Source organism: Sphingomonas astragali, assembly GCF_051400615.1.
GTDB lineage: Bacteria > Pseudomonadota > Alphaproteobacteria > Sphingomonadales > Sphingomonadaceae > Sphingomonas.
Map to the genome: position 1 here is coordinate 819950 of NZ_JBLFFH010000001.1, position 25947 is coordinate 845896.

The following is a 25947-nucleotide window of genomic DNA, read 5'->3' on the forward strand; positions in this document are numbered from 1 at the left end:
CTTTCAGTGACGTCCAACGGACAGCCCAAACTCCCTACCCTCAGCTTGGTTGCGGCGCAAGACGACAAATTCTGCGGACTGTTGCCTTATCGTCACAGTTTATGCGGATAAGACCAAGTGATGACGGCGTAAAACGTTCAGGACCTCGGCGAGGGTCGCGCGGACCTCGGCGTCGATCGTCGCGCCGCCGATCGGATCGGCGATGGCCGGAGCGGGCGAACCAAGCATCGGCTCGCCTCCCAGGAGCAGGGTCTCCCCCGCGATCTCGCCGATTTTCCAGCTCGTCTCGTAACGTGCCGCGACGCCGCGGTCCGCCACCCACACGGTCATGCCCTGGCGGGGCGCGACGAAGCGCCAGCCGCCGGCGGTCCAGCCCGCGATCTCGCCCCCATGTCCGGCCCAGTCTCCGGTCGGCGCGTCGCCCACGATCCAGCATTGGCCCTCGGCCCGGGCCCCCGGCGGCGCATCCACGCCCGCCGCCGCGACCGTCGGCTGCACGATCAGGTCGAGCGCGGCGAGCGCTTCGTTGTGCGTCATCTCCTTCTGCACCTGCCCCGGCGCGAGCAACGGCAATGCCCAGCGCGCAGTCGTATCATCGTTCATGTTCGTCCTCCGTCATTCCGACAGCGCCAGCGCGGCAGCGGGCGACCAGCCGAACGCGCCGAGCTGCCGCACCTCGACGGCCGCGGTTCCGATCGCCGCCTGGCCGATCGACGCTTCGGCCGCGTCCGTATCGATCGTCAGCGTCGACCCGTCGCTATTTCGCAGCGTCACGCGATAGCGCTCGCTCTCCTCGGCGAGCGGCGCATCCGCTCCGTCGATCCACCGCCAGCCCGCACGACTGCGCCGGATCCAGCCGATCTGCAGGGACTCGTCCGACCTGCGGGCTCTGACATGCACCGGAGAGGGCGGACGCAGCGACGCGCCGGTCACGGGCGCGATCGCGACAGGCGGGGCATCGTCGTCTCCGACACCCGAAGCCATCACGCTCGCCGTTCCGCCGATGCTGCCGGCGGGCAGGTCGATGGCCGTCAGCGTCACCGGATCGAGCAGCACGAAGCGATCTCCCGCCACGGCCGCGCCGGCCGCCCATTCGGTTCCGCGCCGTCCGCGCCACAATTCGGTGAGTCGCCAGCGCCGCGGACCGATTCGTTCGGCGCGGCCGAACTGGACGATCTCGTCGCCGACCAGCGCCAGGTTCGCTCCGGCATCGAGCGCGGCCGCATCGGCATCGCCGAGCTCCATCGCCTCGTTGGCGAGCATCGCCTCGATCGCGTGACGCCGATCGACCAGCGCCGACCCCGCCGCGCCCGGAGGCACGGCGACTTCGCCGAGCACCGCCGGCAAGGTCGTGCGCCCGGCCGGCGTCCAGCTCGCCCCGTCGGCACTGATCTGGAGCATCGCGCTCCGCCATCCGGCCCCGGTGCCCGCCGCCGCGACCGTCAGCCGCGGCGCGGAGAGCACCGCGTCGTCGATCGGCGGGATCTCGAAGGCATGGACGACCGTGCGCCCCGCCGTCAGGTCCGGCGCACCGCTCACCCGTCCCGGCGCGGCGGTCGCCGGTGCCATCGCCCGCGCGATCCGCTTGAGCTCCAGCGCCAGCACCATTCCCTCGAGCGACCAGCCGGTCACGCGCCAGCGGCCGCCTTCACCGGCGATCGTCACCCGGTCCCCCGGCCCGATTGCGATATCACGCCAACCGAGCGACACCGTCCGCCGCTCGCGCTCGACGTCGAGCCGCCCGAGCGCCGCGGCGGCGATCCGCTTGGCGGCTGCCGCATCGAGCACCGCCGGCAGCTCGATTCGCGCCGTCCGCGATCCCGCGCCCGGCCGGTCGGCGCGCTGCAGGCCCGCCTGGTAATCCCGCGCCGGGTCGTAGTAGCTCACCGCCAGGCTGCGCGGCGCCGTATCCGCCGGTGCGATCGCCCGGCTCCCGCGCTTGCCCGCGCCGGCGCCCCCATCGACCCCCTCGTCCGCGATCGTCGCGCCGGCACCCTCGCCGGTCCTCGGCACCAGCCGGTCGCCCGCGACCGCGAACCAGGCGCCGCTCGCCTGCGCGAGCCCGTCGACCACGTCGCGCAGGCTCGCGCCATAGGCCGAATAGCCGCCGAGCATCGTCGCGGCCTCGCCGCCGGCGGCGCCGCGCTGCCGGGCCGCGCGTTGAACAGATGCGCGGCGAGCAGCACCGTGCCCTGCCGCACCGGCGCCGGCAGCGCCGCCCAGCTCTCGGCGAGCCCGGCCATGTAGCGCACCGCCACCCGCCGCTCGCCGATGCTGCCGTGCGCCCGGACCCAGCCGTCGCCGGCCGCGTCGACGTCGATCGCATAGGCCTCCGCCGGCAGCGCGATCGCCGTGCCGTCCTCGGCGACACCTTCGACGCTGGCGATGCCCTGCACCGGGCCCATCACGAGCCGCGCCCAGCGTCCGTCCGCCGGCGCCGTCTCGTTCCATTCGCGTGCGATCGTCGCGGCGCCGGTGAAGCTCTCGCACAGCGCGAGCGCCGCCGCCGCCTGCGTCTCGACCAGCGCATCCTCGTCGTCGCTCGCGATCCTGAGGTGGGCCTTGGCGGCATCGCGCGCAGCCGCGATCGCCTCCGCCGGAAAGGGCGGTGGTGTCATGTTCGTCCCCTCATGTTGCCGTTGCCCGTCCTCCCTCTCCCGTCCGCGGGAGAGGGAGGGGCCCGTCCGCTCAGCTCGCGGCGAACTTGATGAGCTTGATCGCCTCGGAGTTCGCGACCATCCCGCCGACCCGCTTGGTCGCGTAGAAGTGCACGAACGGCTTGTTGGTGAAGGGATCGCGCATGATCTGCGTCTCGGTGCGCTCGGCGATCAGATAGCCGGCCTTGAAGTTGCCGAACGCGATCGCCGGCGCATCGGCGGCGATGTCGGGCATGTCCTCGGCCTCGACCACCGGATAGCCGAGCAGCGTCGCCGGCTGCCCCGCCGCGATCCCCGGCACCCACAGGAAGGCGCCGTCGCTGGTCTTGAACTTGCGGATCCGCGCCAGCGTCGCCGAGTTCATCACCCAGACGGCGCCCTGGCGATAGGGCGCCCGCAGCGCCTGGACCAGGTCGATCAGCACCTCGTCGGGATTGGCCGCGAACGCCCCCGCCGCGCCGCTCGCCAGGTGCTGCAGCGTCCCGAACGGCCGCGTCGCATCGCTCGCGGCCGAGGTCGGCACCTGCAGGAAACCCCTCGGCTTGTCGACGCCGTCGCCGTTCACGAACGCCGCGCCCTCGGCCTTGGCGAACTCGGTCGCGATCTCGTGCGCCAGCCATTCCTCGACGTCGAACGCGGCGTCGTCGAGCATCGCCTGGCTCGCCGCCGGATTGGCGTAGAGCTCGCCCATCGGCGGCGCCACCTCGTTGAAGGTCGGCGTGCCGGTCTCGGCCCGTGCGCCCGTCTCGCTCGCCCAGCCCGACGGCGTGCCGCCGGAGGCGACCAGCTTGCGATAGCCGGCCGACCCCACCTTCACCACATTGGCGACGGCGCGGATCGGCGAGATGCTCGCCAGCGTCTCGTCGATCGCCGCGTCGATCTCGCGCGGCACCGCATAGCCGCCCGCGGCATCGCTCGCCCCGCTCATCGCCTTGGTCTCGAGCGTGACGCCCGATCGCACGAAGCCCTCGAACGCGCCGCTCCGCGCGCTCGCCCCGGCCAGCGGCGGCCGCGCCGCCGGCACGCCCGCACCTTCCACCGCGCCGAAGCTCGCCTCCAGCGCGTCGATCACCTCACTCATCCCCGTCTCCTCCAAAAGAAAAAGGGCGCGCCCACCGGGGCACGCCCTTTCCGTCCAAACCTGCGACCGGCACCGCAACCGTTTCAGCTTCGCTGAAACAGGCACATCACGACAGCAGCACCAGCGCCTCTCCACCAAGCAGCGCGCCGTTCTCCGCCTCGCCCGCGCGCAGCCGCGTCACCCGCGGCGCCTGCCACGGCTGCTTGCGATCCCTGTTCGTCACTCGATCGGCCATAAGGTCCTCCGCCTCGCTTCCACCGCCAGGACGGGCGGCTCGCGCGCAGTTTGACGCGAACCGGCCTTCCAGGTTTCCTCAAACAGTCTCCGTTTCGGAGGGTTGAGCCGCGGACCGAGAGAAAGAATCCTCCACAACGGCGTGAACCCGCGCCAGCCGCTGCATCGGCTCGGCCACCAGGCTCACCTCGACGAGCTCGAGCGCGGTCAATTCGCGCCGCGCGCCCTCCCGGCAGCCGCGCACGCGATAGCCGAACGACAGCCCGTCCACCGCCCCCGCGCGCACCGCCGCCGCCAGCCGCGGCTCGTCGATCCGCCCGATCACCCGGAGGCCCCGCGCATCCTCCCGCAGCGCCTCGACCGCCCCGACCGGGGCGCCCCGGTGCTGCCACAGCAAGGGCACCGCCCCGACCGCGCCGCCGAACGCCCCGCGCCGCACCACGTCGCCGCCCTTGTCGGGCGCGTCGAACACCGCGGCATAGCCCGCGAACCTCACTCCCCCACCCACGCGCCGAACCCCAGCTTCACCGCCACGCCGACCAGCACCAGCGCCAGCAGCATCCGCACCACCCAGCCGACCGCCGCCTTCACCGCCGACCGCTTCGCATCCCGCCACGCGCGCAGCAGCTCGCGCAGCTCCGCCATGTCCGTCGCCGCCGCCTCGTCCGCCAGCCCCAGCCGCCTGAGCGCCCGCCCGGCGCCGAGCTCGCCCGCCTCCTCGGCGATCGCGCGCAGCGTCGACAGGTCCGCCCCGTCGCCCGCCGCCTGCGCCATCAGCTGCGCCAGCACCGCCGCACCGCTCATAATCCCACCACCTTCCGCTTCTCGTCGTCCGTCAGGAAATCCGCCCCCGCCACCGAGCGCCACAGCCGCTCGCGGTCCTCCGCCAGCGCCGGCACCCGGTTGAGGTCGACGCTCAGCGCCGCCTCCGGCCACCATCCCCGCAATCCATGCGCCAGCCCGGTGAGGATCGTCGCCGCCAGCGGCAGGATGGTGAGCCGCCACAGCGCCCGGTTGGCCTCGCGATAATTGGCATAGGCGGCGTCGCCCGGCAGCCCGGCCAGCATCGGCGGCACGCCGAACGCCAGCGCGATCTCCCGCGCCGCCGCCGCCTTGAGCCCGACGAAGTCCATGTCGGCCGGCGTCAGGCTCATCGCCTGCCACCGGAGCCCGCCCTCGAGCAGCATCGGCCGCCCGGCGTTGACGGCGCCGGCGAACCCCTCCTCCATCTCCTGCCTGAGCCGCGCGAACTGCTCCGCCGACAGCGCCGACCCGTCGCCGGGATCATAGACCAGCGCGCCGGACGGCCGCGCGGCATTGTCGAGCAGCGCCTTGTTCCAGCGCGTCGCGGCATTGTGGATCGCGATCGCCCCGGCGGCCGCGCCCAGGCAGCCGAGCCCGTAATGGTCGTCGGCCGGATGGAAGGCCTTCAGATGGATCACCTCCGGCCGCGGCCCCTCCGCCGTCAGCCGCATCACCCGCTCCCCGACGCGATAGCGATAGGCCGCCGGCCACCCGTCCGCCGCCGGCTCGACCGTCACCCGCTCGGGCCTGAGCGCGAACAGCTCGGCGATCCCGCCCCGGCCGTCGCCGAGCAGCTGCACATAGGCGTTGCCGTGCAGCAGCAGCTGCGCCGCCACCGTCTCGAGCAGCGGCTGCGCGCCCGAGGGCGCGGCCAGCAGCTGGGCCAGCTCGGGCGCGGAGGCGTCGACCGGCGCCCAGCCGACCCCTTCGCTGACGATCCGAACGGCGCGCTGGGCGATGGGATTGAGGCAATAGCCGTCCCGCACCTGCGCCTCATAGGACCGCGGCCACTCGCCCACGGCCGGCCCCACCGACACACGCCCCAGCGCCGGACGCGACCCCTCGCGCCCGGACTTGCGTCCGAACAATTTCATGTTGGTGCTCCTTCTGTGTCGCAGAGGACGGATTAGCGGGTCGGCAGCGCTGCCGGTTGGGGACCTTCGCTGTACAATTCACTGCCGGGTTTCAGGCGAATTCACCGACCAATGTGTCGCGTTCTGTCGCCACTCGTGTCAGCCTACTCGGTTGAGTCGAAGCGAGACGCCACCTTGGCGCGAGCGCGTGGACAGGTGCGCTTGCGCGGCATCCGCGGCAGCCTAGACTGCGGCCATGACGCACCAATCGATCTACAATCTATATTGCGACGAGAGCTGCCATATCGAAGGCGACGGCATCCCGATCATGGTGCTCGGCTGTGTGTGGTGCAATGTGGTGGATACGCATCGCATCAAGGAGCAGCTGAAGAACATCAAGCGACGTCACGGCCTATCACCTTCATTCGAAATTAAATGGACTAAGGTCTCGGCCGGAAAGATCGATTTCTATACCGATGTTGTCGAGTATTTTCTCACCGAGCCCAAACTTAACTTCCGAGGAATACTAATCCCAGACAAGGATAAGCTCGACCACAACCGGTTCAGCCAAAGTCACGACGACTGGTACTACAAAATGTACTTCACGATGTTGAAGTACATCATTTCGCCTTCAAACGCCTACCGTATCTATCTTGACGTGAAGGATACGCGAGGTGGACCGAAAACGCGCGACCTCCACAGCGTGTTGTGCAACAATATTCATGATTTCAACAATAAGACGGTTGAACGGGTCGAGCAGATCCGATCGCACGAAAGCGAGATCCTGCAGCTCACAGATCTGCTGATCGGCGCGATCGGCTACGCCAACCGAGAGCTCGCTACAAGTCCGGCGAAGCAGGCGCTGCTCGCACAATTGCGCAGCCGATTGAGTCCGAAGGCTCTAACGCAAACCACATCCTTTTCGAACACCAAATTCAACCTGCTTGTATGGGCGGCGCAGGAGCGTTCGGCATGACTCTGCCGGCGTTGCTTCCATTTGCAGGCGATTGGAAAATTTATGAGGATCAGCTCTACGCGATCTTCATGAACGAGATCGCCAAGGGCGGACTAGTCTTTCGCGGCGATAAGGTTTCGTGCCGTAGACTTCCGGAGACCGCCGGCCGGTGGGCGGCATTCTGGCACCTGATCCAGACTGGCCCCGTCGAGGACGACCGTCTTCCCGACCTCAGGCGATGCGAACGTCTGCGGTGGGTCAAATATGTTATCGAAGCTTGGAACACCGACGCTGACATCGAGTGGTGGGAGAATCAACGCGGAAGTGAGACCAACGTGCTGCTGTGGCTGCGGGAGGAGTATCTCGTCATCCTAGCCAAGCGCGACGGATATTGGCTGCTGAAATCCGCATATGAGACGGACCGGCCACATCGAATTCGCAGTCTCAAGACCGAACGCGACCGGTTTCATGGCCGCTGAAAGAGCTGAGGCCGACCCAGCATTGCTGGACCGACCTCGAATGCTCTTCCTACGCATGGCAGGTGAGACTGTCTTTGATCTATGCACGCGGACGTGTGAATGCAAGGTTAATCGCCTGCTACCGCGCCGCGGTAGCAGTGCCGGTGACATTCCACAAGATGCCCAGACATCCCCGCCCGCGTTTCGCCTCGATCGAAGTTAGCTTATTGAGACCTTCTGCCGCTGCACCGGCAACTTCCATTCGGTATGGCGTCGTTTCGGTGTATCTCTGAACAATTGGATCGTTTTCAAGAATCCCGCAAACGCTCTTGAATGGTTTAAATGGGCACGAAGCTGCCTTAAACACAGACGGTTCTCTCCTCACCCCAACCCCCGCACCCGCACCTCCCCCCGCCGCCCGAGCATCAGCTCCGTCATCGCCCACACCAGCGCATCGGCCCGGTCCGGCGACCGCCCCGGCCCTTCGTACCCACCCCCGGCGGTCAGCCCGCACAGCTCGTCCTCGAGCGCCGGAAACGCCCCGACGTGCCTGACCTTGCCGTTCTCGTAGAGCGCCGCCACCGGCTCCGCCCGCGCGGTCTTGCCCCGGCTCGCGTGCACCAGCGTCAGCGGCAGCGCCGCGTCGGCCCCCGTCAGCACGCTGCGCACCATCTCCCCGCCGTTGTTCTTCTCGGCGATCACCCGGTCGGCGCCGTGCCGCGCCACGCAGCCCGCCACCGCCGCCGCCCATTCGCCGGGCGAGGCGCCCGCGACGCTCGCGTCCTCCAGCACATGGCCGATCCCGTCCGCGTCCAGCGCCACCGCGACGATCCCGCAGGCGTCGCCGTCGACGCCCGCCGGCGGATCGACGCCGACCACCACGCGCGTCACCTTCGGCCGCCCGCGCACCCGGCACGCCTCCAGCCCGGCCCGCGTCCACAGCGCGCCGGCGACGTCGTCGATCATCTCGCCGTCGAGCTCCTGCCGCCCCAGCCGCGTGCCGCCATATTCCGCCGTCACCGCCTCGACGAAGCTCGTGGGCAGATGCGGATTGTCGCGCGTCCGCCCCACCGTCTGCGCGACGTCCGGCAATGCCATCACCCGCCGCATCAGCCGCGTCGGCCGCGGCGTCGTCGTCACCAGCACGCGCGGCCGCTCGCCGAGCCTCAGGCCCATCACCAGATTGTCCCATGCCGCCTCGCCGCGCTCGCGCCATTTGCCGAGCTCGTCGCACCAGGCGAAATGATGCTCGGGTCCACGCAGCGCCTCGGGCGCGCCCGCCGAATAGACGAACGCCCGCGCGCCGGAGGGGAACACCAGCTCGCCGCTTCCCGGCGACCAGCGCAGCTCCTCCCCCTCGCGCGCCACCGCCAGCAGCCCGCTCCTGCCTTCGACCATCACCCGGCGCACGTCCTCGGCGGAGCGGCTGATCAGCGCGATCCGGGCATCGGCCATCCCGCGCGCGCATTCGCTCAGCCATTCGGCGCCCGCGCGGGTCTTGCCGAAACCGCGTCCCGCCCGGATCAGCCACACGCGCCAGTCGCCGTCCGGCGCATATTGGCCCCGGAGCGCCCAGCCCCACCACGCCTCGTTGAACGCGCGCCGCTCGACCGTGGTCAGCGACCGGATCAGCCCCGCGCGCTTCTCGGCCGGCAGCCGCGCCATGCGCTCGACCAGCGCTATGCCGCACCTGTTCCCGTCGCTCACGGGCGGTCCGGCAGCGTCCGCTCGACCGCCTCCAGCTTCTTGAGCAGCACCGCCTCCAGCTCCTCGCGCGACAGCCGCTTGAGCGGCGGCCCGCCGCGCCGCCGCCGCGCGGGGCCGGCGCGGTCATGGTCGCGATGCGCCGCCAGCAGCCTCAGCGCCAGGTCGCAGTCGATGGGATCGCGCCCATTGTCGATCGTCGGCCCGCCGCCGGCCAGCGCGTGGCCGATCAGCTGCGTCTCGAGCAGTTCGTAGCCGAGCGCCAGCGCCGCCGACCAGCCTTCGGCAAAGCCCGGATCCTTGCGCCTCAGCGCATAGACCGAGGCGGGATCGACCCCGATCTGCCGCGCCGACGCCTTGACGTCGCAGCTGGCCGCCAGATGGTCGAGGAAGTCGGTCTTGAGCGCCTTCGTCCAGCGCACCCATTTGCGCCCCGCCTTGCCCATCGCCGCCGCCTCCGTTCCGTCCGCCGGCACGAAATCGATCGCCTCGCGCGCCATCGCCGTCTCCCGAAACGCGAACGGGCCGGCAGCAGCCAAGCGGCGCGCCGGCCCGTTCGCAGCGAGCCGGGAAGAAGCGGCCGCCCCTGCCGCCGCTCCCGACTCGCAATTCTTCAGCCTGCTCTTTTGTGCCATAAGAGCGTGACGATGTCAATAGAAAAGTGCCAAATGGGTTATGTAGGCTTCGCCGCCTCCCATGCCGCCGCCTCCTCGTCGCGCCGCCGCGTCACCCTGAGGCCGGATGCGGTGGCGGTGGCGAGATCCACCTCGATCTCGCCCTCCCATTCGAAGGTGGCGTTGCCGGCGATCGTCACCATGCCGTCCTCGCCCGCGGCGGCGCGCACCATCCCGCCCGGGTTGAACACGGTGATCTCGCGCCCGAACGGCACGCGGCCGGTCAGCCCGGCGGCATAGGTCGACGCCGCCATCGCGCTGCCGCAGGCGTCGGTGAGGCCGACGCCGCGCTCGAAGGTGCGGACGTAGAGGTCGCTGCCCCGCGCCTCGACGAACGACACGTTGGCGCGGTCGGCGAGCAGCTCCGGCCCCGTCTCGCACCACCAGCCGAGCGAGACCAGCTCGCGCTCGTCGACATGATCGACGAAGGCGACGAGGTGCGGGTTGGGCATCGCCACCGCGGTGAAGCGCCGCGCGTTCGGCAGCCCCGGGATCGCCGCCTCGACCACCGGCCCTGCGACCCTCAGCCCGACCTCGCCCGGCGCAAGCGAGGCCGGTCCCACGCGCGTGCGCACCGTCACGACGCCGGGCGCCAGCTCCGCCACCCGCTCGACCTGCGCGGTCGATGTCATCAGCCCGACCGTCGCCGCGTCGATCCCCAACGCCTCGAACCCCGCCCGCGCCACGCACCGCAGGCCGTTGAGACAGGTCGCCGCCTCCGACCCATCGGAATTGAACATCCGCTGCCCAAATTCCGTGACGTCGTCATTGCCAGGCGTGAGCAGCAGCAGTCCGTCACCGCCCACCGGTCCCCGGCGATCGGCCAGGGCCCGGGCCACCACAGCCCACTCCGCGTCGCCCAACGTGATCGCGCGGCCGTCGATCAAGGGGAAGTCGTTCCCCGATCCATGACATTTGACGAAGGCGAACCTCATGCGCGCGCCGCGTTCGCCGCAGAGGTCGATCCGAAGAGAATCATGGCGTTGCTCCAATCCGCCGCGAACCTAGCGCTCTCGTTTCGCGCCGCAACGAAGTTTCACGGCGGACGGCGCCGCTCGCTTGTGGCATAGCGGGCAGGCAAAAGGGGGGCGCCTATCTTCGCATCGCTCGTCATCCTGTTGATCGGCATCGTCGCGGCGGCCGCGTTCCGCCGGCGCATCGGCCGCCTCGAAGCGGAGGTCGAGCGGCTCCGCGACCGGCTGATCGCGCTCGATCCGGGCACGCTCGCCCGCCCCGCCGAAGCATCTCCCTCGGCCGCGCCGCCCGCGCCTGAGCGTCGTCCGGCCACGATCGTCGTCGCCGGGGAACGGGGCGCTCCGCCGCCGCGCGTCCCGGCCATGCTGCCGCGCCTCAACCTGGAGGATGCGATCGGAGGCCGCCTTCCCATCTGGATCGGCGGCGCCGCCCTGATCCTCGCCGGCTTTTTCTTGGTCCGCTATTCCGTGGAAACCGGCCTCCTCGGCCCGGCCGTTCGCACCATCCTCGCAGCGCTGTTCTCGCTGCTGCTGGTCGTCGCCAGCGAGGTTGCGCGCCGCCTGTCGCTCACGCGCGACGATCCACGCGTGGGGCAGGTGCTGGCCGGGGCCGGCGTCGCCAGCGCCTATGGCACGCTCTATATCGCCGCAGCGCAGTATCATCTGGTCAGCGCGCTCGCCGGTTTCGCGATCGTGGTCGCGATCACCGCACTGGCGCTGCTCCTGGCGTTGCGCCACGGCCCGCCGACGGCGGTGATGGCGCTGGCCGGCGGGTTCGCCGCGCCGCTCGTCGCCGGCTTCGAAGCAGCGGGCGTCGGGCCGCTGTTGGTCTATCTCGCACTGCTGATGGCGGCGCTGTTCGGTCTCGCCATCCGACGCGGCTGGAGCTGGCTCGCGATCGCCGCGGCGGCGGCGGGGTTCGGCTGGACGAACCTGATCGTGCTGCTGCTCGACGGCCGGGATGCCGGTGCGGTCGCCGCCTTCGTCGTCGCTCTGGCGATCGGCGCGACGCTTGCACTGCCGCGCACGGGTGCGCGGCGACCATGGCTGCTGCTCGCCCCTCTCATCGCGGGGCTGGTCCAGCTGATCGCGCTCGCGCCGGTCCTGCGCTTCGATGCTCTGTCCTGGAGCTTCGATCTGGTGCTCGCCGTCGCCGCGTTGGTGCTGGCGTGGCGCGACGCGAGAATGCGGGCGGGCGCGCTTGCCGCCGCGCTGCTCGTCCTGTTCCTGATCGGCGCCGGCCTGTGGACGCCGGAGACGCGCGTCACCCCGATCGCAGCCATTGGGGCGACATTGTTGTTCGGCGGCGCGGGGAGCTTGCTGTCACGTAGCGCCCGCGAGTGGGCCGGCGTCGCGGTGATCGGCCTCGCCGGTCCGGTGCTCGTCGCTCACGGCTTCGCACCGACCCTGGTCGCACCGGTCGCGTGGAGCGCGATCGAGCTCGCCCTCGCCGCCGGGGCCTTTGCGCTCGCCTGGCGCCATCGCGACCGGGCAGGCGTGCGCGACGTCGGACTGGTCGCCGGTAGCGCGGCCGCGGCGCTGCTCGCCGGCATCGCGCTTGCGACCTCGGTCCCGCTTCTCTGGGCGAGCCTGCCGGTCGCCGCGGTCATGATCGGCCTCGCGCTCTGGGCAAGGCGCTTGCCCGATCCATATCTCGCGCTGCTGCCGGTCTTCGCGCTCGCCGCCTTGCTGCTGCTCGCCGCACGGCCACTCGCCGGCATGGCGGGTCTCGTCGGTGAAGCGTCGGTCGGCAATCATACCCCCTTCACCCACCTTCCGCCGCTCGCGGACCTGCTGCTGCGCGTCGGCCTGCCCGGTCTTGCCGTCGCCGGTCTCATCGCGTTCGACAGAAGCGCCTTCGCCGCCGGACGGGTGGCTGCGAGCGCGATCGCCGCACTCTTCATCGCGACCGCCGTCTACGCCCTCGCCAAGCAGCCGCTCGCGATCGCCACGCCCGCACGCTTCATCGCCTGGGGCTTCACCGAACGTGCGATCATCACGCTTGCCTTCCTCACGGCGGGATGGCTCGCCTGGCGGATGAAGCTCCATCCGCTCGGCAACGTCCTCGCGGGGATCGCCCTGCTGCGCATCCTCTGGTTCGACCTGCTGATCCTCGACCCGCTCCATACCGCCCAGCTTGTCGGGCCTGCGCCGGTCGCCAATGCGGCGGTCCTGCTCCCGGCGATCGCGGCGATGCTGCTCGTCCACCGCATGGGGGTCTGGCGCATGGCCTGCCTCGCGCTCACTGCGCTCGCCGTCGCCGCCGCCGTTCGCCAGGCCGCTCACGGCAGCCTGCTCACCGGTCCCACCGGAAGCGGCGAGAACTGGGGCTATTCCGCCGCCTTCCTGCTGCTCGCGGTGGCCTGGCTATGGCGCGGCATCGCGACCCGGTCGCACACGCTGCGAAGCTTCGGACTCGGCCTGCTCACGCTGGTGGTACTCAAGGTGTTCCTGTTCGACATCGCCTCTTCGGGCGGGCTGCTCCGCATCGTCTCGCTGCTGGGGCTGGGGATCGCGCTGATCGGGATCGGCTGGGCCTATCGCCGCGTCTTCCCCGGCCCGGCCGTGTCGGAGGAGGAGCCTCAGCCCAGCCCGTAATGATCCGCCAGCCGGTCGAGCGCCAGGCCGAGCACCAGCTTGCCCGACCGGCTCGGCCAGCCGAGCGCCTTCTCCGCCAGGCTCAGTCCCTCGCCCGCACACACCACGCGCCACAGCACGTCGGCAAGGCCGGGCCCGACGGCCGCCAGCGCAGCGTCGAACCGCCGTTTCGCCGCGATCCCGGCGAGCGTCGGATCGAGTGCCTCCGGCGCCGACCGCCGCCCGCGGCCCGGCGGCGCCGCGTCCCAGCGCATCGTCACGCGGGGGCCGAGCTCGGCCGTCTCATAGTCCGCACGCAGCCGCTCCCCGGCCTCATATTGCCGTGCATCGACATGCCCGCGCGAGCGCAGCCAGCTCAGCGGCGATTCGGCCAGGTTCACGGTCACGCTCCGCCCACCGCGTCCGGACGGCCGCACCGCCACCCGCCCGTCCTCGATCGTCCGCTCGACCAGTTCGCGCATAAAACCTCCGTCATTCCCGAGTCGCGCGCAGGGGTTGCCATAACGGCAAGGATGTAGGAAAGAGAAATTACCAAATCGGTTCAGGAATCCTGTGATGATCACTGCCATCCGCGAAGTCCGCCGTGCGAAGGGGATGACGCTCGAAGATGTCGCCAGGGCCTGCGTGCCGCCCACCACTGCGCAGACGATCGGTCGGCTGGAGACGGGGACCCGCACCGTCTCGGTCGCCTGGCTCAACCGCATCGCCGCCGCGCTCGGCGTCGAGGCGAGCGATCTGGTGACGCTTCCCGACCGGCCCGACATCGCGGTGGCGGCCGAGCTGGGCGCCGACGGCGCCCACGCGCCCCGCCGCCCGGCCACCGTCATTCCGCCGCGGCCGGCGCCGGAGATGGTCGCGGTCACCGTCGGCAACGGCGTCGGCGACTATCGCGCCGGCGACGAGATCTGGTGCGAGCGCCTCGTACCGGAGGCGTTCGGTCAGGCGCTCAATCGCGACGTCCTGGTTCCCCGTCCCGCCGGCCGTTTCCTGTTCGGCCGCCTGATCGGCCGCGAAGAGGGCAAGCTCCACCTCCTCCCCCTCGGCGCCGGTCAACGGCAGCAGGTTGTCGCCGATCCACCCTGGCTTGCCCGAGCGATGCGGCTGGTGCGCAGCCTTTAGAGACTGTTTCAGCGAAGCTGAAAACGACTCTAGCTTGCCGGAAAGACCGGCCGATGGTGGGCGGTGACGGGCTCGAACCGCCGACCCTCTCGGTGTAAACGAGATGCTCTACCAACTGAGCTAACCGCCCTCGGGCGGTCCGATACGCCAGCCTCAGGCGCTCGCCAAGCCCGCGCGGCGGATCGCGGCGAAATAGCGCAGCATTCCCTCGCGCGCCTTCTCCGACAAAGAGACATAGGCGCGCCGCCGGTCGAACGGATCGGCGTGGCGCTCGAACAGGCCTGCATCGATCATCGTTCCGATCCAGCGCAGCGCCGTCGTGCCCGGCACCGCCGCGGCGATGCACAGGCTGGAGACGGAGACGCGCACATGCTCGAGCTCGGCAGCGAACAGATCGAGCAGCATGTCCCAGGCGGGATCGGCGAACAGGTCGGCCGCGAAGAAATTGGCGCGCATCCGCCGCGCGCGGATCGCGCCGCGCACCTCGGCGGCGCTTACCGTCACGCCCGTATCGATCACCGGCGGCATACCATAGCCGCGCTGCGGCTCGTGCAGGGTCGGCCGAATCGGGCTGCCAGGCTCCTCGTCCTCGCCGCGCGTCAGCCGCGCCAGCGTCTCGGCGATCCGCGCCACTTCGGCATTGAGCATCCGGAGCTGCTCGGCCTCGTCCCGCCGCGGCTCGTTGATCTGCGACGCAGGCCCCTGCGGCATCGTCGCCAGCGCCGTGACGCGGTCGCCGACGCCCGGGGCGCACAGCAGTTTGATGCCCGGTCCCATCAGCCGGGCGGCGACGAGATCGATCTGATCCTCGCCGAATGCGACGATCACGCGAAGATCTCGTTCGCGCATCGCCGTCTCGACGTGGCCGAGCACGTCGTCGGCCACATCGGCAGCGATCCCGGTCAATTCGATCATCAGGATATCGAGCGCGGGCTGCATCGCCAGCCGCCCCGCCGCGTCGGCAATGCGGACGCGGTCGAGCAGCCGCGCTCCGGCGAGGGCGACCGCACGCTCCGCGGCGCTTCCCGCGCGCGTGTCGTCGGCGATCAGCAGCACGGAGGGCGCGTCGGCATAGGTCACATCAGGCGCATCGCTCTCGCTCATCGCGATCCCCTTCGTTCGATTTCTGTTCCGGTTTGCCGCAAGCCGCCTTGCCGGACGAGTAGCATCACCGCCGGAATGGACCCGTCACCGCCGAATCCGCGCGAAAAATATCCGGAGCGGATCAACTGAGCGCCTTGACGATCTCCTCGACCATCTTCTTGGCGTCGGCGAGCAGCATCATCGTATTGTCGCGATAGAACACCTCGTTGTCGACGCCGGCATAGCCGACGCCGCCCATGCTGCGCTTCACGAACAGCACGGTCTTGGCCTTCTCGACGTCGAGCACGGGCATTCCGTAGATCGGCGAGGATTTGTCGGTCTTGGCGGCGGGATTGGTGACGTCGTTTGCTCCGATCACGAAGGCGACGTCGGTCTGCGCGAACTCGGAGTTGATGTCCTCGAGCTCGAACACCTCGTCGTACGGCACGTTGGCCTCGGCGAGCAGCACGTTCATGTGCCCCGGCATACGGCCGGCGACGGGGTGGATCGCATATTTGACGCGCACTCCCTCCTGCTTGAGCTTGTCGGCCATCTCGCGCAGCACGTGCTGGGCCTGCGCCACCGCCATGCCGTAGCCGGGGACGATGATCACCTGCTCGGCCTGGCTCATCAGGAAGGCGGCGTCCTCGGCGCTGCCGCGCTTCCACGGCCGGTCGACCGCCGGGCCGCCGCCGGCGGCCGCCGCGTCGCCGCCGCCGAAACCGCCGGCGATCACGGAAAGGAAGCTGCGGTTCATCGCCCGGCACATGATGTAGCTGAGGATCGCGCCCGAGCTTCCCACCAGCGCACCGGTGACGATCATCGCGGTGTTGTGCAGCGTGAACCCCATCGCCGCCGCCGCCCAGCCCGAATAGCTGTTGAGCATCGACACCACGACCGGCATGTCGGCGCCGCCGATCGGGACGATCAGCAGGAAGCCGATCGCGAAGGCGAGCCCGGTCGCCGTCCAGAACACCCAGGGCGCCTGGTCCTGGGTGAAATAGCCGATCAGCCCCAGGATCGCGGCGAGCACGCCGAGGTTGATGACGTGCCGCGCGGGCAAGAGGATCGGCTTGCCCGACATGTTGCCGTTCAATTTCAGGAAGGCGATCACCGAGCCGGAGAAGGTGATCGCGCCGATCGCCGCGCCGAGCCCCATCTCGATCCGGCTGACGGGCAGGATCGCGCCGTCGGCGCCGACGATGCCGAACGCCTCGGGATTGAGGAAGGCCGCAGCCGCGACCAGCACCGCGGCCATGCCGACGAGGCTGTGGAAGGCGGCAACGAGCTGCGGCATCGCCGTCATCGCGATCCGCCGCGCGACGACGAAGCCGATGCCGCCGCCGATCAGGATCGCGACGGCGATCTCGGGCAGGCTTGCGACCTCGTGGGTGACGAGCGTGGTCGCCACGGCCAGGCCCATGCCGATCATGCCGAACCGGTTGCCGCGGCGGCTGCTCTCGGGACTCGACAGCCCGCGGAGCGCGAGGATGAAGCACACGCCCGCGACGAGATAGGCCAGCGCGACCCAGGGGTTCACCGGTGCTGTGTGTTCCATGTCCTCAACCCCCTACCGTCACCCCGGCGACGGCCGGGGTCTCAAGCCGCATGAGATCCCGGCGTCCGCCGGGATGACGGCCTACTTGTGACCGGCCGCCGGCCGATCCTTCTTCTTGTACATCGCCAGCATCCGCTCGGTGACCGCGAAGCCGCCGAAGATGTTGACGCTCGCCAGCACCACTGCCGCCAGCCCCAGCCATTTCGACGTCGGCGATCCCGCCGCGGCGCTCGCGATCAGCGCGCCGACGACGATCACCGAGGAGATGGCGTTGGTCACCGCCATCAGCGGCGTGTGCAGCGCCGGCGTCACCGACCAGACGACGTAATAGCCGACGAAGCAGGCCAGCACGAAGATCGACAGGATCGAGATGAAGTCCATGGCTCAGCCCACCCGTTCGCCGCGAAAATATTGACTGAATTGACTCACCTTCATGTGTGAGTGCACGGCGCCCTCCGCCCGCTCGATTCGTCGACCATGGCAGATGAAATCCATCTAGGACAGCGCCATCAGGAGGCCTGCAGCAGCCGCGCGTGCACCACCTGTCCGCCACGCGTCAGCCGGATCGCGTCGCCGATCTCGTCGCCGTCGGGGAGCACCGGCTGTCCGGCTTCCTTGTCCCAGAAGGCCGACAGGAAATTATAGAGATTGCGCGCGAACAGCGCCGACGCGTCCGCCGCCAGCCGCGACGGGACGTTCTTGTGCCCGACGATCCTTACGCCATGCTTCTCGACGATCTCGCCCGCGACCGCACCCTCGACGTTGCCGCCCTGCTCGACCGCGAGGTCGACGATCACGCTGCCCGGCCGCATCGTCGCGACCTGCGCGTCGGAGATGAGCCGCGGCGCCGGCCGTCCGGGGATCAGCGCGGTGGTGATGACGATGTCCTGCTTGGCGATGTGCCCGGAGACCAGCTCGGCCTGCGCCTTCTGGTATTCCTCGGACATCTCGGTGGCGTAGCCGCCCGAGCCCTCGCCTTCGATGCCGGCGACGTTCTCGACGAAGATGGGCTTCGCGCCCAACGACAGGATCTGCTCCTTGGTCGCCGAGCGCACGTCGGTGGCGGAGACCTGCGCGCCCAGCCGCCGCGCGGTCGCGATCGCCTGCAGCCCGGCGACGCCGACGCCCATCACGAACACCTTGGCGGCGCTGACCGTGCCCGCCGCCGTCATCATCATCGGAAAGGCGCGGCCATATTCCGCCGCCGCATCGAGCACCGCCTTGTAGCCGGAGAGGTTCGATTGCGAGGACAGGATGTCCATCGACTGCGCGCGGGTGATACGCGGCATGAGCTCCATCGCCAGCGCCTCGATCCCGAGCTTGGCATAGTCGTCGACCCGGTCCCGCTCCCCGAAGGGGTTGAGCCCCGCCACCAGCCATGCCCCCGGTTGCGCGCCGGCCAGGCTGGCGGGGTCCGGCCCTTGCACGCCGAGCAGGATGCCGGCGCCCTTCACCACCTCGGCGCGCGATCCCAGCGCCGCGCCCGCTGCGGCATAATCGGCATCGGCGTAGGAAGCGGCCTCGCCTGCGCCGGTCTCGACCACCATCTCGGCACCAAGCGCGACGAACTTCTTCACCGTCTCCGGCACCGCGGCGACACGGCGTTCGCCGGCAGCCCCCTCCTTGAGGACGGCGATCCGCACTCAGCTGGCGATCAGCAGGATGACGGCGAACGCTATCACGAAGCAGCCGACCGCGCCCCATTTCAGCAGCGCCATCACGCCGTGATAGGTCGCCTCGTGCGCCTTCATGTCGGTGTGCTCGGCCATTCGCTCGCATCCCCTAGCTGACGTGGCCGCCGTCTTACCCAGCCGGCCGCCGCCTCTCAAGTCCCGGCGCGAGATTGACATGCGCCTGACGGCGCATTCGGCGGTGCCGGCACCGCATCGTCCAATCGGCGCTTAAGGCTGCTTTTACCGAACCCGGCCTAAAGCCGCTGACCTGATCTGGGACAGTGGGATATGGACATGACGCGCAACGGCCAGCGCCTGCTGATGCTGATCGACGACGAGCCGGCGCAGCGCCGCCTGGTCGCCGCCATTGCGGCGCGGCGCGGCTGGCGGACCGTCTTCGCCGGCGATGCCGAGACGGCGATCGCCACGCTCGGCACTGCCGACGGCATGGCGCTCGACGTGGTCCTGCTCGACCATTGGTCGCCCGACGCCGACGCCGGCTCGCTGATTCGCGAGATCCGCCTGCGTCGCCCGGCGCTGCCGCTGCTGATGCTGACCGCCAACGGCTCGGTCGGCGCCGCGGTCGAGGCGATGCGGGCGGGCGCCACCGATTTCCTGGTGAAACCGATCGGCGCCGAGCGCCTGCTCGCCGCGCTCGATACCGCCATGGGCGGTGGCGGCGCGGGGGAGTTGCGCCCGCTCACCGAGAAGATTCCCGCCGCGCTCGCCTTCGACGAGATCGTCGGCGCCGCGCCGCAGTTCCGCGCCGCGCTCGCCATCGCCGCCAAGGCCGCGCGCGCCCGGGTGCCCGTACTGATCGAGGGCGAGAGCGGCGTCGGCAAGGAAGTGGTGGCGGAGGCGATCCACGCAGCCTCTCCACGCAGCCGCAAGCCGATCATCCGCGTCAATTGCGGCGCGATCCCCGCCAACCTCGTCGAATCGGAGCTGTTCGGGCACGAGAAGGGCGCGTTCACCGGCGCGTTCGAGCGCAAGATCGGCCGCTTCCAGGAGGCGGACGGCGGCACGCTGTTCCTCGACGAGGTCGGCGAGATGCCGCTGGAGGCGCAGGTCAAGCTGCTGCGCGTGCTCCAGTCGGGCGAGATCCAGCCGATCGGCGCGCGCCACACCAAGGAGGTCGACGTCCGCGTCATCGCCGCGACCAACAAGACGCTGGTCGAGGAGGTCGAGGCGGGCCGGTTCCGCGAAGACCTCTATTATCGTCTCAATGTGGTGCAGGTGACGATTCCGCCGCTGCGCGAGCGCCCGGACGACATCGCCCCGCTCGCCCGCCACCTGCTCGGCCGCATCGCGACACAGCCGGGGCTGCGTCCGCTCGGCATCACCGACGACGCGCTGTCGCTGCTCGTCCAATATGATTGGCCCGGCAACGTCCGCCAGCTCCACAATGCGCTGTTCCGTGCGGCGGTGCTGTGCGACGGCGACGCGCTGACCCGCGCGGATTTCCCCCAGATCGCGACGCTCGCCGGGGTGCGCCAGGGCAGCCCGGCCGGCAGTCTCGCCGGCGCCAGCGGCGTTACGCTGTTCCGCGCCGACGGCAACCTGCGCGCGCTCGAGGAGATCGAGGCAGACGTCATCCGCCTCGCGATCGGCCATTATCGCGGCCGCATGACCGAGGTCGCGCGCCGGCTCGGCATCGGTCGCTCGACGCTCTACCGCAAGCTGGGCGAGCTGGGGATCGACCAGAGCAGCGCGGCCTGATCCGCGGCAGCGCTAACGCATCGCGCTCAGCGCCGAATCCCTGAGGCCGCGCCAAACGCGGAGCGTCTGGGCGGTCTCGGCGACGTCGTGGACGCGCAGGAGCTGCACCCCCAGCTGTGCGCCGCGGAGCGCCAGCGCCAGGCTTCCGCCCAGCCGCCGGTCGACCGGGGCCTCGTGGCTCAACGCCCCGATCATCCGCTTGCGACTCGCTCCCAGCACGATCGGCACACCGAGGCCGTGGAGGAGGCCGAGGCCGTTCAGCAGCGCGAGATTGTCGGCCAGGCTCTTGCCGAAGCCGATGCCGGGATCGACCAGGATCCTGGCGCGGTCGATCCCCGCCGCCACGGCTGCCTCGATCCGCGCCTCGAGCCAGTCGAACACCTCGACCAGCACGTCGCGGTAGCCTTCGCCGCCATGCGGCCCCCTGGCCGGATCGGGCGAGTGCATCAGCACGACGGGACAGCCGGCGCGCGCGACCAGGCCGGCCGCGCGATCGTCCCACAGCAGCGCGGCGACATCGTTGACCATGTGCGCCCCCGCCGCGAGCGCCGCCTCCATCACCGCGGCCTTGCGCGTGTCGATCGAGATCGGCGTGCCGCTCGGCGCCATCGCCGCGATCACCGGCACGACGCGGGCGATCTCGTCGCCTTCCCACACCGCGGCCGCGCCCGGACGGGTCGATTCGCCGCCGACGTCGACCACCGCTGCGCCGGCCGCCCCCAGGTCGAAACCGGCCCGTGCGATCGCGCCGGGATCGCCCCGATGCTTGCCGCCGTCGGAGAAGCTGTCGGGCGTCACGTTGAGAATGCCCATCACCTGCGGCTGCTCGAACCGCAGCACGCGTTCGCCGAGCGCGATCGGCGGACGCGACGCGGAGATGCGCTGGGCGAGCTCCCGCAATCGCTCCGCCTGCGCGGACGGCAGATTGGCGATGAGGCCCGGTAGATGGCTTACCGGCACGCTCGCCTGCACGGCGCGGCGGCCGTCCTCGACCGCGATCAGCTCATAGGCCGCGCACCAGACGAGCCCGCCCGCGATCCGCGCCACCTCGCCATCGCGGCCGACGGGTGAATCGACGAACTGCTCCGGCCGGAGGTAGAGACGGGCGTCGGCGGGGATCACGGCAGGATCGATCATGCCGGCGCCCTAGCCGGTCTAGGGCTGCGTCGCGAGCAGGTAGCGCTGGCGCAGCGTGTCGATCGGGGCGAGCGCGCCGTCCTCCTCATGGTGCCAGAAGGTCCAGCCGTTGCATGCCGGCGCCCCCTGCAGGGTCGCGCCGAGCTTGTGGATCGACCCGGCCGCGCCGCAGTCGCTCGCCAGGCTGCCGTCGGCGCGCACCGTCGCGCGCCAGCGGCGCTTGGCATCGGTGAGCCGGCTTCCCGCCGGCAGCAGCCCGGTCTCGACCAGCGTGCCGAACGCCACCCTGGGCTGCGCCTTGGGGCTCTGCATGGTCGTCAGCGTACTCTCGTCGAGCGGCAGCGCGGCGGCGATCCGCTCCTCGGCGGCGTCGATGTAGGCGCCCTCGCGCTCGATCCCGATCCAGCGCCGCCCGAGCCGCTTCGCCACCGCGCCGGTGGTGCCGGTGCCGAAGAAGGGGTCGAGCACCACGTCGCCCGGCTTCGAGCAGGCGAGCAGGATGCGATAGATCAGCGCCTCCGGCTTCTGGGTCGGGTGGACCTTGACGCCGTTCCTCTTGAGCCGCTCCTGCCCGCCGCAGATCGGGAATTCCCAGTCGGAGCGCATCTGCAGCTCGTCGTTGAGGGTCTTCATCGAGCGGTAGTTGAAGGTGTATCTGGCCTTCTCGCCCTTGGCCGCCCAGATCAGCGTCTCGTGCGCGTTGGTGAAGCGGGTGCCCTTGAAGTTGGGCATCGGATTGGCCTTGCGCCACACGATGTCGTTGAGGATCCAGAAGCCCAGATCCTGGATCGCCGCGCCGACCTTGAAGATGTTGTGATAGCTGCCGATCACCCAGATCGCGCCGTCGTCCTTGAGCACGCGGCGCGCCTCGGCCAGCCAGGTGCGGGTGAAGGCGTCATAGGCCTCAAGGCTGTCGAACTTGTCCCATTCGTCGGTGACGGCGTCCACATGGCTGCCGTCGGGGCGGTTGAGGTCGCCGCCGAGCTGGAGATTGTAGGGCGGATCGGCGAAGATCAGGTCGACCGACTTGGCCGGCAGCGCCCGCATCGCCTCGATGCAGTCGCCGCGGATGATACGGTCGAGCGCGAGCTCGATCGGCGCCTGCGCGCTCGCACGTCCCCGCGCAACCTTCTCGATCACCCCCATCGGCGGTCCTTCACCCTGTTTTCCGGACGGGCCACGACAGCGGGCGAAACCCTAACCGTCAAGCGAACATTGGTTAACGGAAAATCTCGCCAAGTCGTTAACGAAGCGGAACATTCGTGGACCGCGACTCGATGTTGAGTCCGTCCGAATCCCCGGCCCACAATCCCTTGGGGTGTGGCACGAAAGACTCAGCCGGCATGGATAACGGCAGCTCCGCCTGGGCCACCGGCGCGAAGCTGCGGCGGTGGAGCGGCGAGGGGCCATGCTCGCGCAGCGCCCGCAAATGCGCCGGGCAGGCATAGCCCTTGTTCGAATGCCAATCATATTGGGGATGCGCCGCGGCATGGGCGATCATGATCGTGTCGCGGGTGTGCTTGGCGACGATCGAGGCGGCAGCGATCGACAGGCTGATCGCGTCGCCGCCGACGATCGCGGTCGACGCATGGCCCCACCGCGGCAGACGGTTGCCGTCGACCAGGACATGGCCGGGCGCGCATCCCAATGCCTCCACCGCCAGCGTCATCGCCTTCATCGTCGCCCAATAGATGTTGAGGCGATCGATCTCGTCCGCCTCGACGATGCCGATCCCGACCGTCGCGCAGCCGTGCAGCCGTCCGCACAGCCGCGCGCGCTCCGACGCGGAGAGCTTCTTCGAATCGTCGATCCCGCGCGGGACGCCCCTGGCCGGCAGGATCACCGCCGCGGCCACGACCGGCCCGGCAAGCGGCCCGCGTCCCGCCTCGTCGACGCCGGCGACCGGCGCCAGGCAGAGCTTCTCGTGCTTGAGGCCGGGCATCAGCCTTCCAGCTCCTCGAACGGATTGTAGCCGAGCGCGTGTCCCATCGGCCCATGCCCTTCGCCCAGGCCGGGCGCGTTGATCAAGGCGATCCGCACGAACCGGACCGCCGTCGCGAACGCCTCGTCGATCGGCCTGCCTTGCGCGAGCCCGGTGGCGAGCGCGCTGGCGAAGGTGCAGCCGGTGCCGTGGGTGTCGTCGGTGTCGATGCGCTTGCCGTCGAGCTCGCGCAGCAGCTGGCCGGTCGGCGAGAGCAGGCGATCGATCACGCGCGGCCCCTCCGCATGACCGCCCTTGATGACGAGATGACAGCCGTGCGCGAGCACCGCCTCGGCGCCGCCGAGCGCCTCAAGCTCGGGAGCGTTGGGGGTCACCAGCGTCGCGACCCGCATCAGCCGCTCGAACCCGGCGATCGTATCGGCATCCGCCAGCACCGAGCCCGAGGTCGCCACCATCACCGGATCGAACACGACCGGCGCGTCGATCCCTTCCAGCCGGTCGGCGACGGCCTGCGCGGTCTGCGCCGATCCGATCATGCCGATCTTGACCGCATCGACGCCGATGTCGGCGACCACCGCATCGATCTGGTCGAGCACGAACGCCGCCGGCACCGGCATCACCCCCTGCACGCCCAGCGTGTTCTGCGCGGTGAGGGCGGTGATCGCGGTCATCGCGTGGCCGCCGAGCATGGTGATCGTCTTGACGTCGGCCTGGATGCCGGCGCCGCCGCCCGAATCGGAGCCGGCGATGACGAGGACGCGCGCGATCATGCCCTTGTGCTCCTGCGAAGGCAGGAGCCCAGAGTCGCAAGCGATGCCCTCGTGATCCCGGGCTCCTGCTTTCGCAGGAGCACATGGCGGTGAGATGCGCTCATGATTCTTTGAACTTGCGCTCGGTCGATGCCGGATGCCGTCGGAGTGCCTCGCCTACGCGCGCCGGGCGGTCGAGCAGCTCGCCGCCGCAACTGGGGCAAACGTCGTCCATCGCCTCGGCGCATCCGGCGCAGAAGGTGCATTCGAACGAGCAGATGAACGCCCCCGCCTGGTCGGCCGGCAGGTCGACGCCGCAGCGCTCGCAATCGGGGCGCATCTCCAGCATCAGGCGGCCGCCTTCTGCACCGCGGCGCAGATGCGGTCGACCAGACGCTCGATCTGGGCGCGGTCCTCGCCCTCCGCCATCACGCGGATCAGCGGCTCGGTGCCCGACTTGCGGATGAGTAGCCGGCCGCCGCCGTCGAGCTCGGCCTCGCTCTCGGCGATCGCCGCCTTGACCGATTCGGCCTCCAGCGGCTGCCCGCCCTTGAAGCGGACGTTCTTGAGGAGCTGCGGCAGCGGATCGAAGCGATGCAGCACCTCGCTGGCTGGCGCGCCGGCGCGCTGGAGCTCGGCGAGCACCTGCAGCGCCGCCACTAGCCCGTCGCCGGTGGTGGCATAGTCGGAGAGGATGATGTGCCCCGACTGCTCGCCGCCGACATTGTAGCCCAAGGCGCGCATCTTCTCGAGCACATGGCGGTCGCCGACCGCGGTGCGCACCAGCCCCAGCCCTTGCGCCGCGAGATGCCGTTCCAGCCCGAGGTTGGACATGACGGTCGCCACCACGCCGCCGCCCGCGAGCCGGCCCTGCCGCGCCCAGCCGCCGGCGATCGTCGCCATCAGCTGGTCGCCGTCAACGATCGCGCCGGTCTCGTCGACCACGATCAGCCGGTCGGCGTCGCCGTCGAGCGCGATGCCGATCGCCGCGCCGGAGGCGACCACCGTCTCCTGCAACGTGACCGGCGCGGTCGATCCGACCTGGTCGTTGATGTTCTTGCCGTTGGGCTCGACGCCGATCGCGACCACCTCGGCGCCCAGCTCCCACAGTGCGGACGGGGCGACCTGATAGGCGGCGCCATTGGCGCAATCGATCACGACCTTGAGCCCGTCGAGGCGCAGGTCGTCGGGGAAGGTCGACTTGGCGAAATGGATGTAGCGCCCGCGCGCATCCTCCACCCGGCGGGCGCGGCCGATGTCGGGAGCGGCCGCCAGCGCCACATCGCTCGCCAGCAGCGCTTCGATCGCCGCTTCGTCCTCGTCGGAGAGCTTGTAGCCGTCGGGCCCGAACAGCTTGATGCCGTTGTCCGAATAGGGATTGTGACTGGCCGAGATCATCACGCCGATGTCGGCGCGCATCGAGGTGGTCAGCATCGCCACCGCCGGGGTCGGCATCGGCCCGAGTAGCACCACGTCCATGCCGACCGAGGTGAACCCCGCCACCATCGCGCTTTCGAGCATATAGCCCGACAGCCGCGTGTCCTTGCCGATCACCACCCGATGCCGGTGGTCGCCGTGCTGGAAGTGCTTGCCCGCGGCCATCCCCACCTTCATCGCCATCTCGGCGGTCATCGGGGCGACGTTGGTCAGTCCCCGGATTCCGTCGGTGCCGAAATATTTCCTTGCCATTGCACGTCCCGTCGGTTTGCGTCGTCGGACCAATAGCGTGACCGGAGGCCAATCGCGAGCATGTCG

26 protein-coding genes, 1 tRNA gene and 1 pseudogene are annotated in these 25947 nt (G+C 70.1%); 5 read left to right on the forward strand and 23 right to left on the reverse strand.

Annotated elements, in window-relative coordinates; translation table 11 throughout:
- Window positions 1–99: 99 nt before the first annotated feature.
- From ACMGER_RS04150 to ACMGER_RS04180, 7 genes and pseudogenes are all read right to left on the reverse strand, one after another.
- The gene (locus tag ACMGER_RS04150; protein WP_436810843.1) at window positions 100–603 is read right to left on the reverse strand and encodes a DUF2793 domain-containing protein; all 504 of its coding nucleotides are present in this window, start codon (window positions 601–603) and stop codon (window positions 100–102) included.
- A gap of 12 nt (window positions 604–615) precedes the next feature.
- Window positions 616–2115: a phage tail protein gene (locus tag ACMGER_RS04155; protein ID WP_436810844.1), complete on the reverse strand. Its 1500-nt coding sequence runs from the start codon at window positions 2113–2115 to the stop codon at window positions 616–618.
- A 59-nt stretch (window positions 2116–2174) separates the two neighbouring features.
- Window positions 2175–2618, reverse strand: a pseudogene (locus ACMGER_RS04160) (head-tail connector protein); the annotation flags it as partial.
- Between the two features lie 70 nt (window positions 2619–2688).
- Window positions 2689–3738 carry a phage major capsid protein gene (locus ACMGER_RS04165; protein ID WP_436810845.1) on the reverse strand — a complete coding sequence of 350 codons (1050 nt, stop codon included), beginning with the start codon at window positions 3736–3738 and terminating at the stop codon, window positions 2689–2691.
- 313 nt (window positions 3739–4051) lie between these two features.
- On the reverse strand, window positions 4052–4468 hold the full coding sequence (locus tag ACMGER_RS04170; protein ID WP_436810846.1) for an HK97 family phage prohead protease: 417 nt from the start codon (window positions 4466–4468) through the stop codon (window positions 4052–4054).
- Window positions 4465–4776, reverse strand: a complete 312-nt coding sequence (locus ACMGER_RS04175; RefSeq protein WP_436810847.1) for a DUF6127 family protein — start codon at window positions 4774–4776, stop codon at window positions 4465–4467. The genes ACMGER_RS04170 and ACMGER_RS04175 overlap by 4 nt, the downstream gene beginning before the upstream one ends.
- A complete protein-coding gene (locus tag ACMGER_RS04180; protein ID WP_436810848.1) occupies window positions 4773–5870 on the reverse strand; it encodes a phage portal protein in 1098 nt (365 codons plus the stop codon). The genes ACMGER_RS04175 and ACMGER_RS04180 overlap by 4 nt, the downstream gene beginning before the upstream one ends.
- 235 nt (window positions 5871–6105) lie before the next feature.
- Between ACMGER_RS04180 and ACMGER_RS04185 the strand changes: the two genes are divergently transcribed.
- Together ACMGER_RS04185 and ACMGER_RS04190 are read left to right on the forward strand one after the other, a co-directional pair.
- Complete coding sequence (locus ACMGER_RS04185) at window positions 6106–6825, forward strand: DUF3800 domain-containing protein (RefSeq protein WP_436810849.1); 720 nt, start codon at window positions 6106–6108, stop codon at window positions 6823–6825.
- A complete protein-coding gene (locus ACMGER_RS04190) occupies window positions 6822–7283 on the forward strand; it encodes a hypothetical protein (RefSeq protein WP_436810850.1) in 462 nt (153 codons plus the stop codon). The genes ACMGER_RS04185 and ACMGER_RS04190 overlap by 4 nt, the downstream gene beginning before the upstream one ends.
- A 360-nt stretch (window positions 7284–7643) precedes the next feature.
- On the opposite strand, the gene ACMGER_RS04195 is transcribed toward ACMGER_RS04190, so the two are convergent.
- The 3 genes from ACMGER_RS04195 to dapF form a co-directional block, all read right to left on the reverse strand.
- Complete coding sequence (locus ACMGER_RS04195) at window positions 7644–8969, reverse strand: DNA-packaging protein (RefSeq protein ID WP_436810851.1); 1326 nt, start codon at window positions 8967–8969, stop codon at window positions 7644–7646.
- Window positions 8966–9505 carry a hypothetical protein gene (locus tag ACMGER_RS04200; RefSeq protein WP_436810852.1) on the reverse strand — a complete coding sequence of 180 codons (540 nt, stop codon included), beginning with the start codon at window positions 9503–9505 and terminating at the stop codon, window positions 8966–8968. The genes ACMGER_RS04195 and ACMGER_RS04200 overlap by 4 nt, the downstream gene beginning before the upstream one ends.
- A gap of 134 nt (window positions 9506–9639) precedes the next feature.
- Complete coding sequence (gene dapF / locus ACMGER_RS04205) at window positions 9640–10575, reverse strand: diaminopimelate epimerase (protein WP_436810853.1); 936 nt, start codon at window positions 10573–10575, stop codon at window positions 9640–9642.
- A 183-nt stretch (window positions 10576–10758) separates the two neighbouring features.
- Between dapF and ACMGER_RS04210 the strand changes: the two genes are divergently transcribed.
- Window positions 10759–13212 carry a DUF2339 domain-containing protein gene (locus ACMGER_RS04210; protein WP_436810854.1) on the forward strand — a complete coding sequence of 818 codons (2454 nt, stop codon included), beginning with the start codon at window positions 10759–10761 and terminating at the stop codon, window positions 13210–13212.
- On the opposite strand, the gene ACMGER_RS04215 is transcribed toward ACMGER_RS04210, so the two are convergent.
- Window positions 13197–13673 (reverse strand): DUF6456 domain-containing protein, encoded by a 477-nt coding sequence (locus ACMGER_RS04215; protein WP_436810855.1) that lies wholly within the window; start codon window positions 13671–13673, stop codon window positions 13197–13199. The genes ACMGER_RS04210 and ACMGER_RS04215 overlap by 16 nt on opposite strands.
- Window positions 13674–13767: 94 nt before the next feature.
- Here ACMGER_RS04215 and ACMGER_RS04220 point away from each other — a divergent pair, with 94 nt between their 5' ends.
- On the forward strand, window positions 13768–14331 hold the full coding sequence (locus tag ACMGER_RS04220; protein ID WP_436810856.1) for a helix-turn-helix domain-containing protein: 564 nt from the start codon (window positions 13768–13770) through the stop codon (window positions 14329–14331).
- A 54-nt stretch (window positions 14332–14385) separates the two neighbouring features.
- Here ACMGER_RS04220 and ACMGER_RS04225 read toward each other — a convergent pair.
- The 6 genes from ACMGER_RS04225 to ACMGER_RS04250 form a co-directional block, all read right to left on the reverse strand.
- Window positions 14386–14461, reverse strand: a tRNA-Val gene (locus ACMGER_RS04225).
- Between the two features lie 23 nt (window positions 14462–14484).
- Window positions 14485–15435, reverse strand: coding sequence for a hypothetical protein (locus tag ACMGER_RS04230; RefSeq protein WP_436810857.1), 951 nt, complete (start codon window positions 15433–15435; stop codon window positions 14485–14487).
- Window positions 15436–15556: 121 nt separating this feature from the next.
- The gene (locus ACMGER_RS04235) at window positions 15557–16972 is read right to left on the reverse strand and encodes an NAD(P)(+) transhydrogenase (Re/Si-specific) subunit beta (protein ID WP_436810858.1); all 1416 of its coding nucleotides are present in this window, start codon (window positions 16970–16972) and stop codon (window positions 15557–15559) included.
- Window positions 16973–17053: 81 nt separating this feature from the next.
- On the reverse strand, window positions 17054–17353 hold the full coding sequence (locus ACMGER_RS04240) for an NAD(P) transhydrogenase subunit alpha part 2 (RefSeq protein ID WP_436810859.1): 300 nt from the start codon (window positions 17351–17353) through the stop codon (window positions 17054–17056).
- A gap of 128 nt (window positions 17354–17481) precedes the next feature.
- Window positions 17482–18615 (reverse strand): NAD(P) transhydrogenase subunit alpha, encoded by a 1134-nt coding sequence (locus tag ACMGER_RS04245; RefSeq protein ID WP_436810860.1) that lies wholly within the window; start codon window positions 18613–18615, stop codon window positions 17482–17484.
- Window positions 18616–18741 carry an aa3-type cytochrome c oxidase subunit IV gene (locus tag ACMGER_RS04250; protein WP_436810861.1) on the reverse strand — a complete coding sequence of 42 codons (126 nt, stop codon included), beginning with the start codon at window positions 18739–18741 and terminating at the stop codon, window positions 18616–18618. It lies immediately after the preceding gene.
- 198 nt (window positions 18742–18939) lie between these two features.
- On the opposite strand from ACMGER_RS04250, the gene ACMGER_RS04255 reads away from it, so the two are divergent.
- Complete coding sequence (locus ACMGER_RS04255; RefSeq protein WP_436810862.1) at window positions 18940–20364, forward strand: sigma-54-dependent transcriptional regulator; 1425 nt, start codon at window positions 18940–18942, stop codon at window positions 20362–20364.
- Between the two features lie 12 nt (window positions 20365–20376).
- On the opposite strand, the gene folP is transcribed toward ACMGER_RS04255, so the two are convergent.
- The 6 genes from folP to glmM all read right to left on the reverse strand — a co-directional run bounded on the left by folP (window position 20377) and on the right by glmM (window position 25881).
- On the reverse strand, window positions 20377–21501 hold the full coding sequence (gene folP, locus ACMGER_RS04260; protein WP_436810863.1) for a dihydropteroate synthase: 1125 nt from the start codon (window positions 21499–21501) through the stop codon (window positions 20377–20379).
- Between the two features lie 18 nt (window positions 21502–21519).
- The gene (locus tag ACMGER_RS04265; protein WP_436810864.1) at window positions 21520–22647 is read right to left on the reverse strand and encodes a site-specific DNA-methyltransferase; all 1128 of its coding nucleotides are present in this window, start codon (window positions 22645–22647) and stop codon (window positions 21520–21522) included.
- A 97-nt stretch (window positions 22648–22744) separates the two neighbouring features.
- Complete coding sequence (gene rnhB / locus ACMGER_RS04270; RefSeq protein ID WP_436810865.1) at window positions 22745–23443, reverse strand: ribonuclease HII; 699 nt, start codon at window positions 23441–23443, stop codon at window positions 22745–22747.
- Window positions 23443–24213 carry a bifunctional hydroxymethylpyrimidine kinase/phosphomethylpyrimidine kinase gene (gene thiD, locus ACMGER_RS04275; RefSeq protein ID WP_436810866.1) on the reverse strand — a complete coding sequence of 257 codons (771 nt, stop codon included), beginning with the start codon at window positions 24211–24213 and terminating at the stop codon, window positions 23443–23445. The genes rnhB and thiD overlap by 1 nt, the downstream gene beginning before the upstream one ends.
- Window positions 24214–24313: 100 nt before the next feature.
- A complete protein-coding gene (locus tag ACMGER_RS04280) occupies window positions 24314–24541 on the reverse strand; it encodes a DUF1272 domain-containing protein (protein ID WP_436810867.1) in 228 nt (75 codons plus the stop codon).
- Window positions 24541–25881, reverse strand: coding sequence for a phosphoglucosamine mutase (glmM, locus tag ACMGER_RS04285; protein ID WP_436810868.1), 1341 nt, complete (start codon window positions 25879–25881; stop codon window positions 24541–24543). Before glmM ends, ACMGER_RS04280 begins: the two co-directional genes overlap by 1 nt.
- Between the last annotated feature and the right edge of the window lie 66 nt (window positions 25882–25947).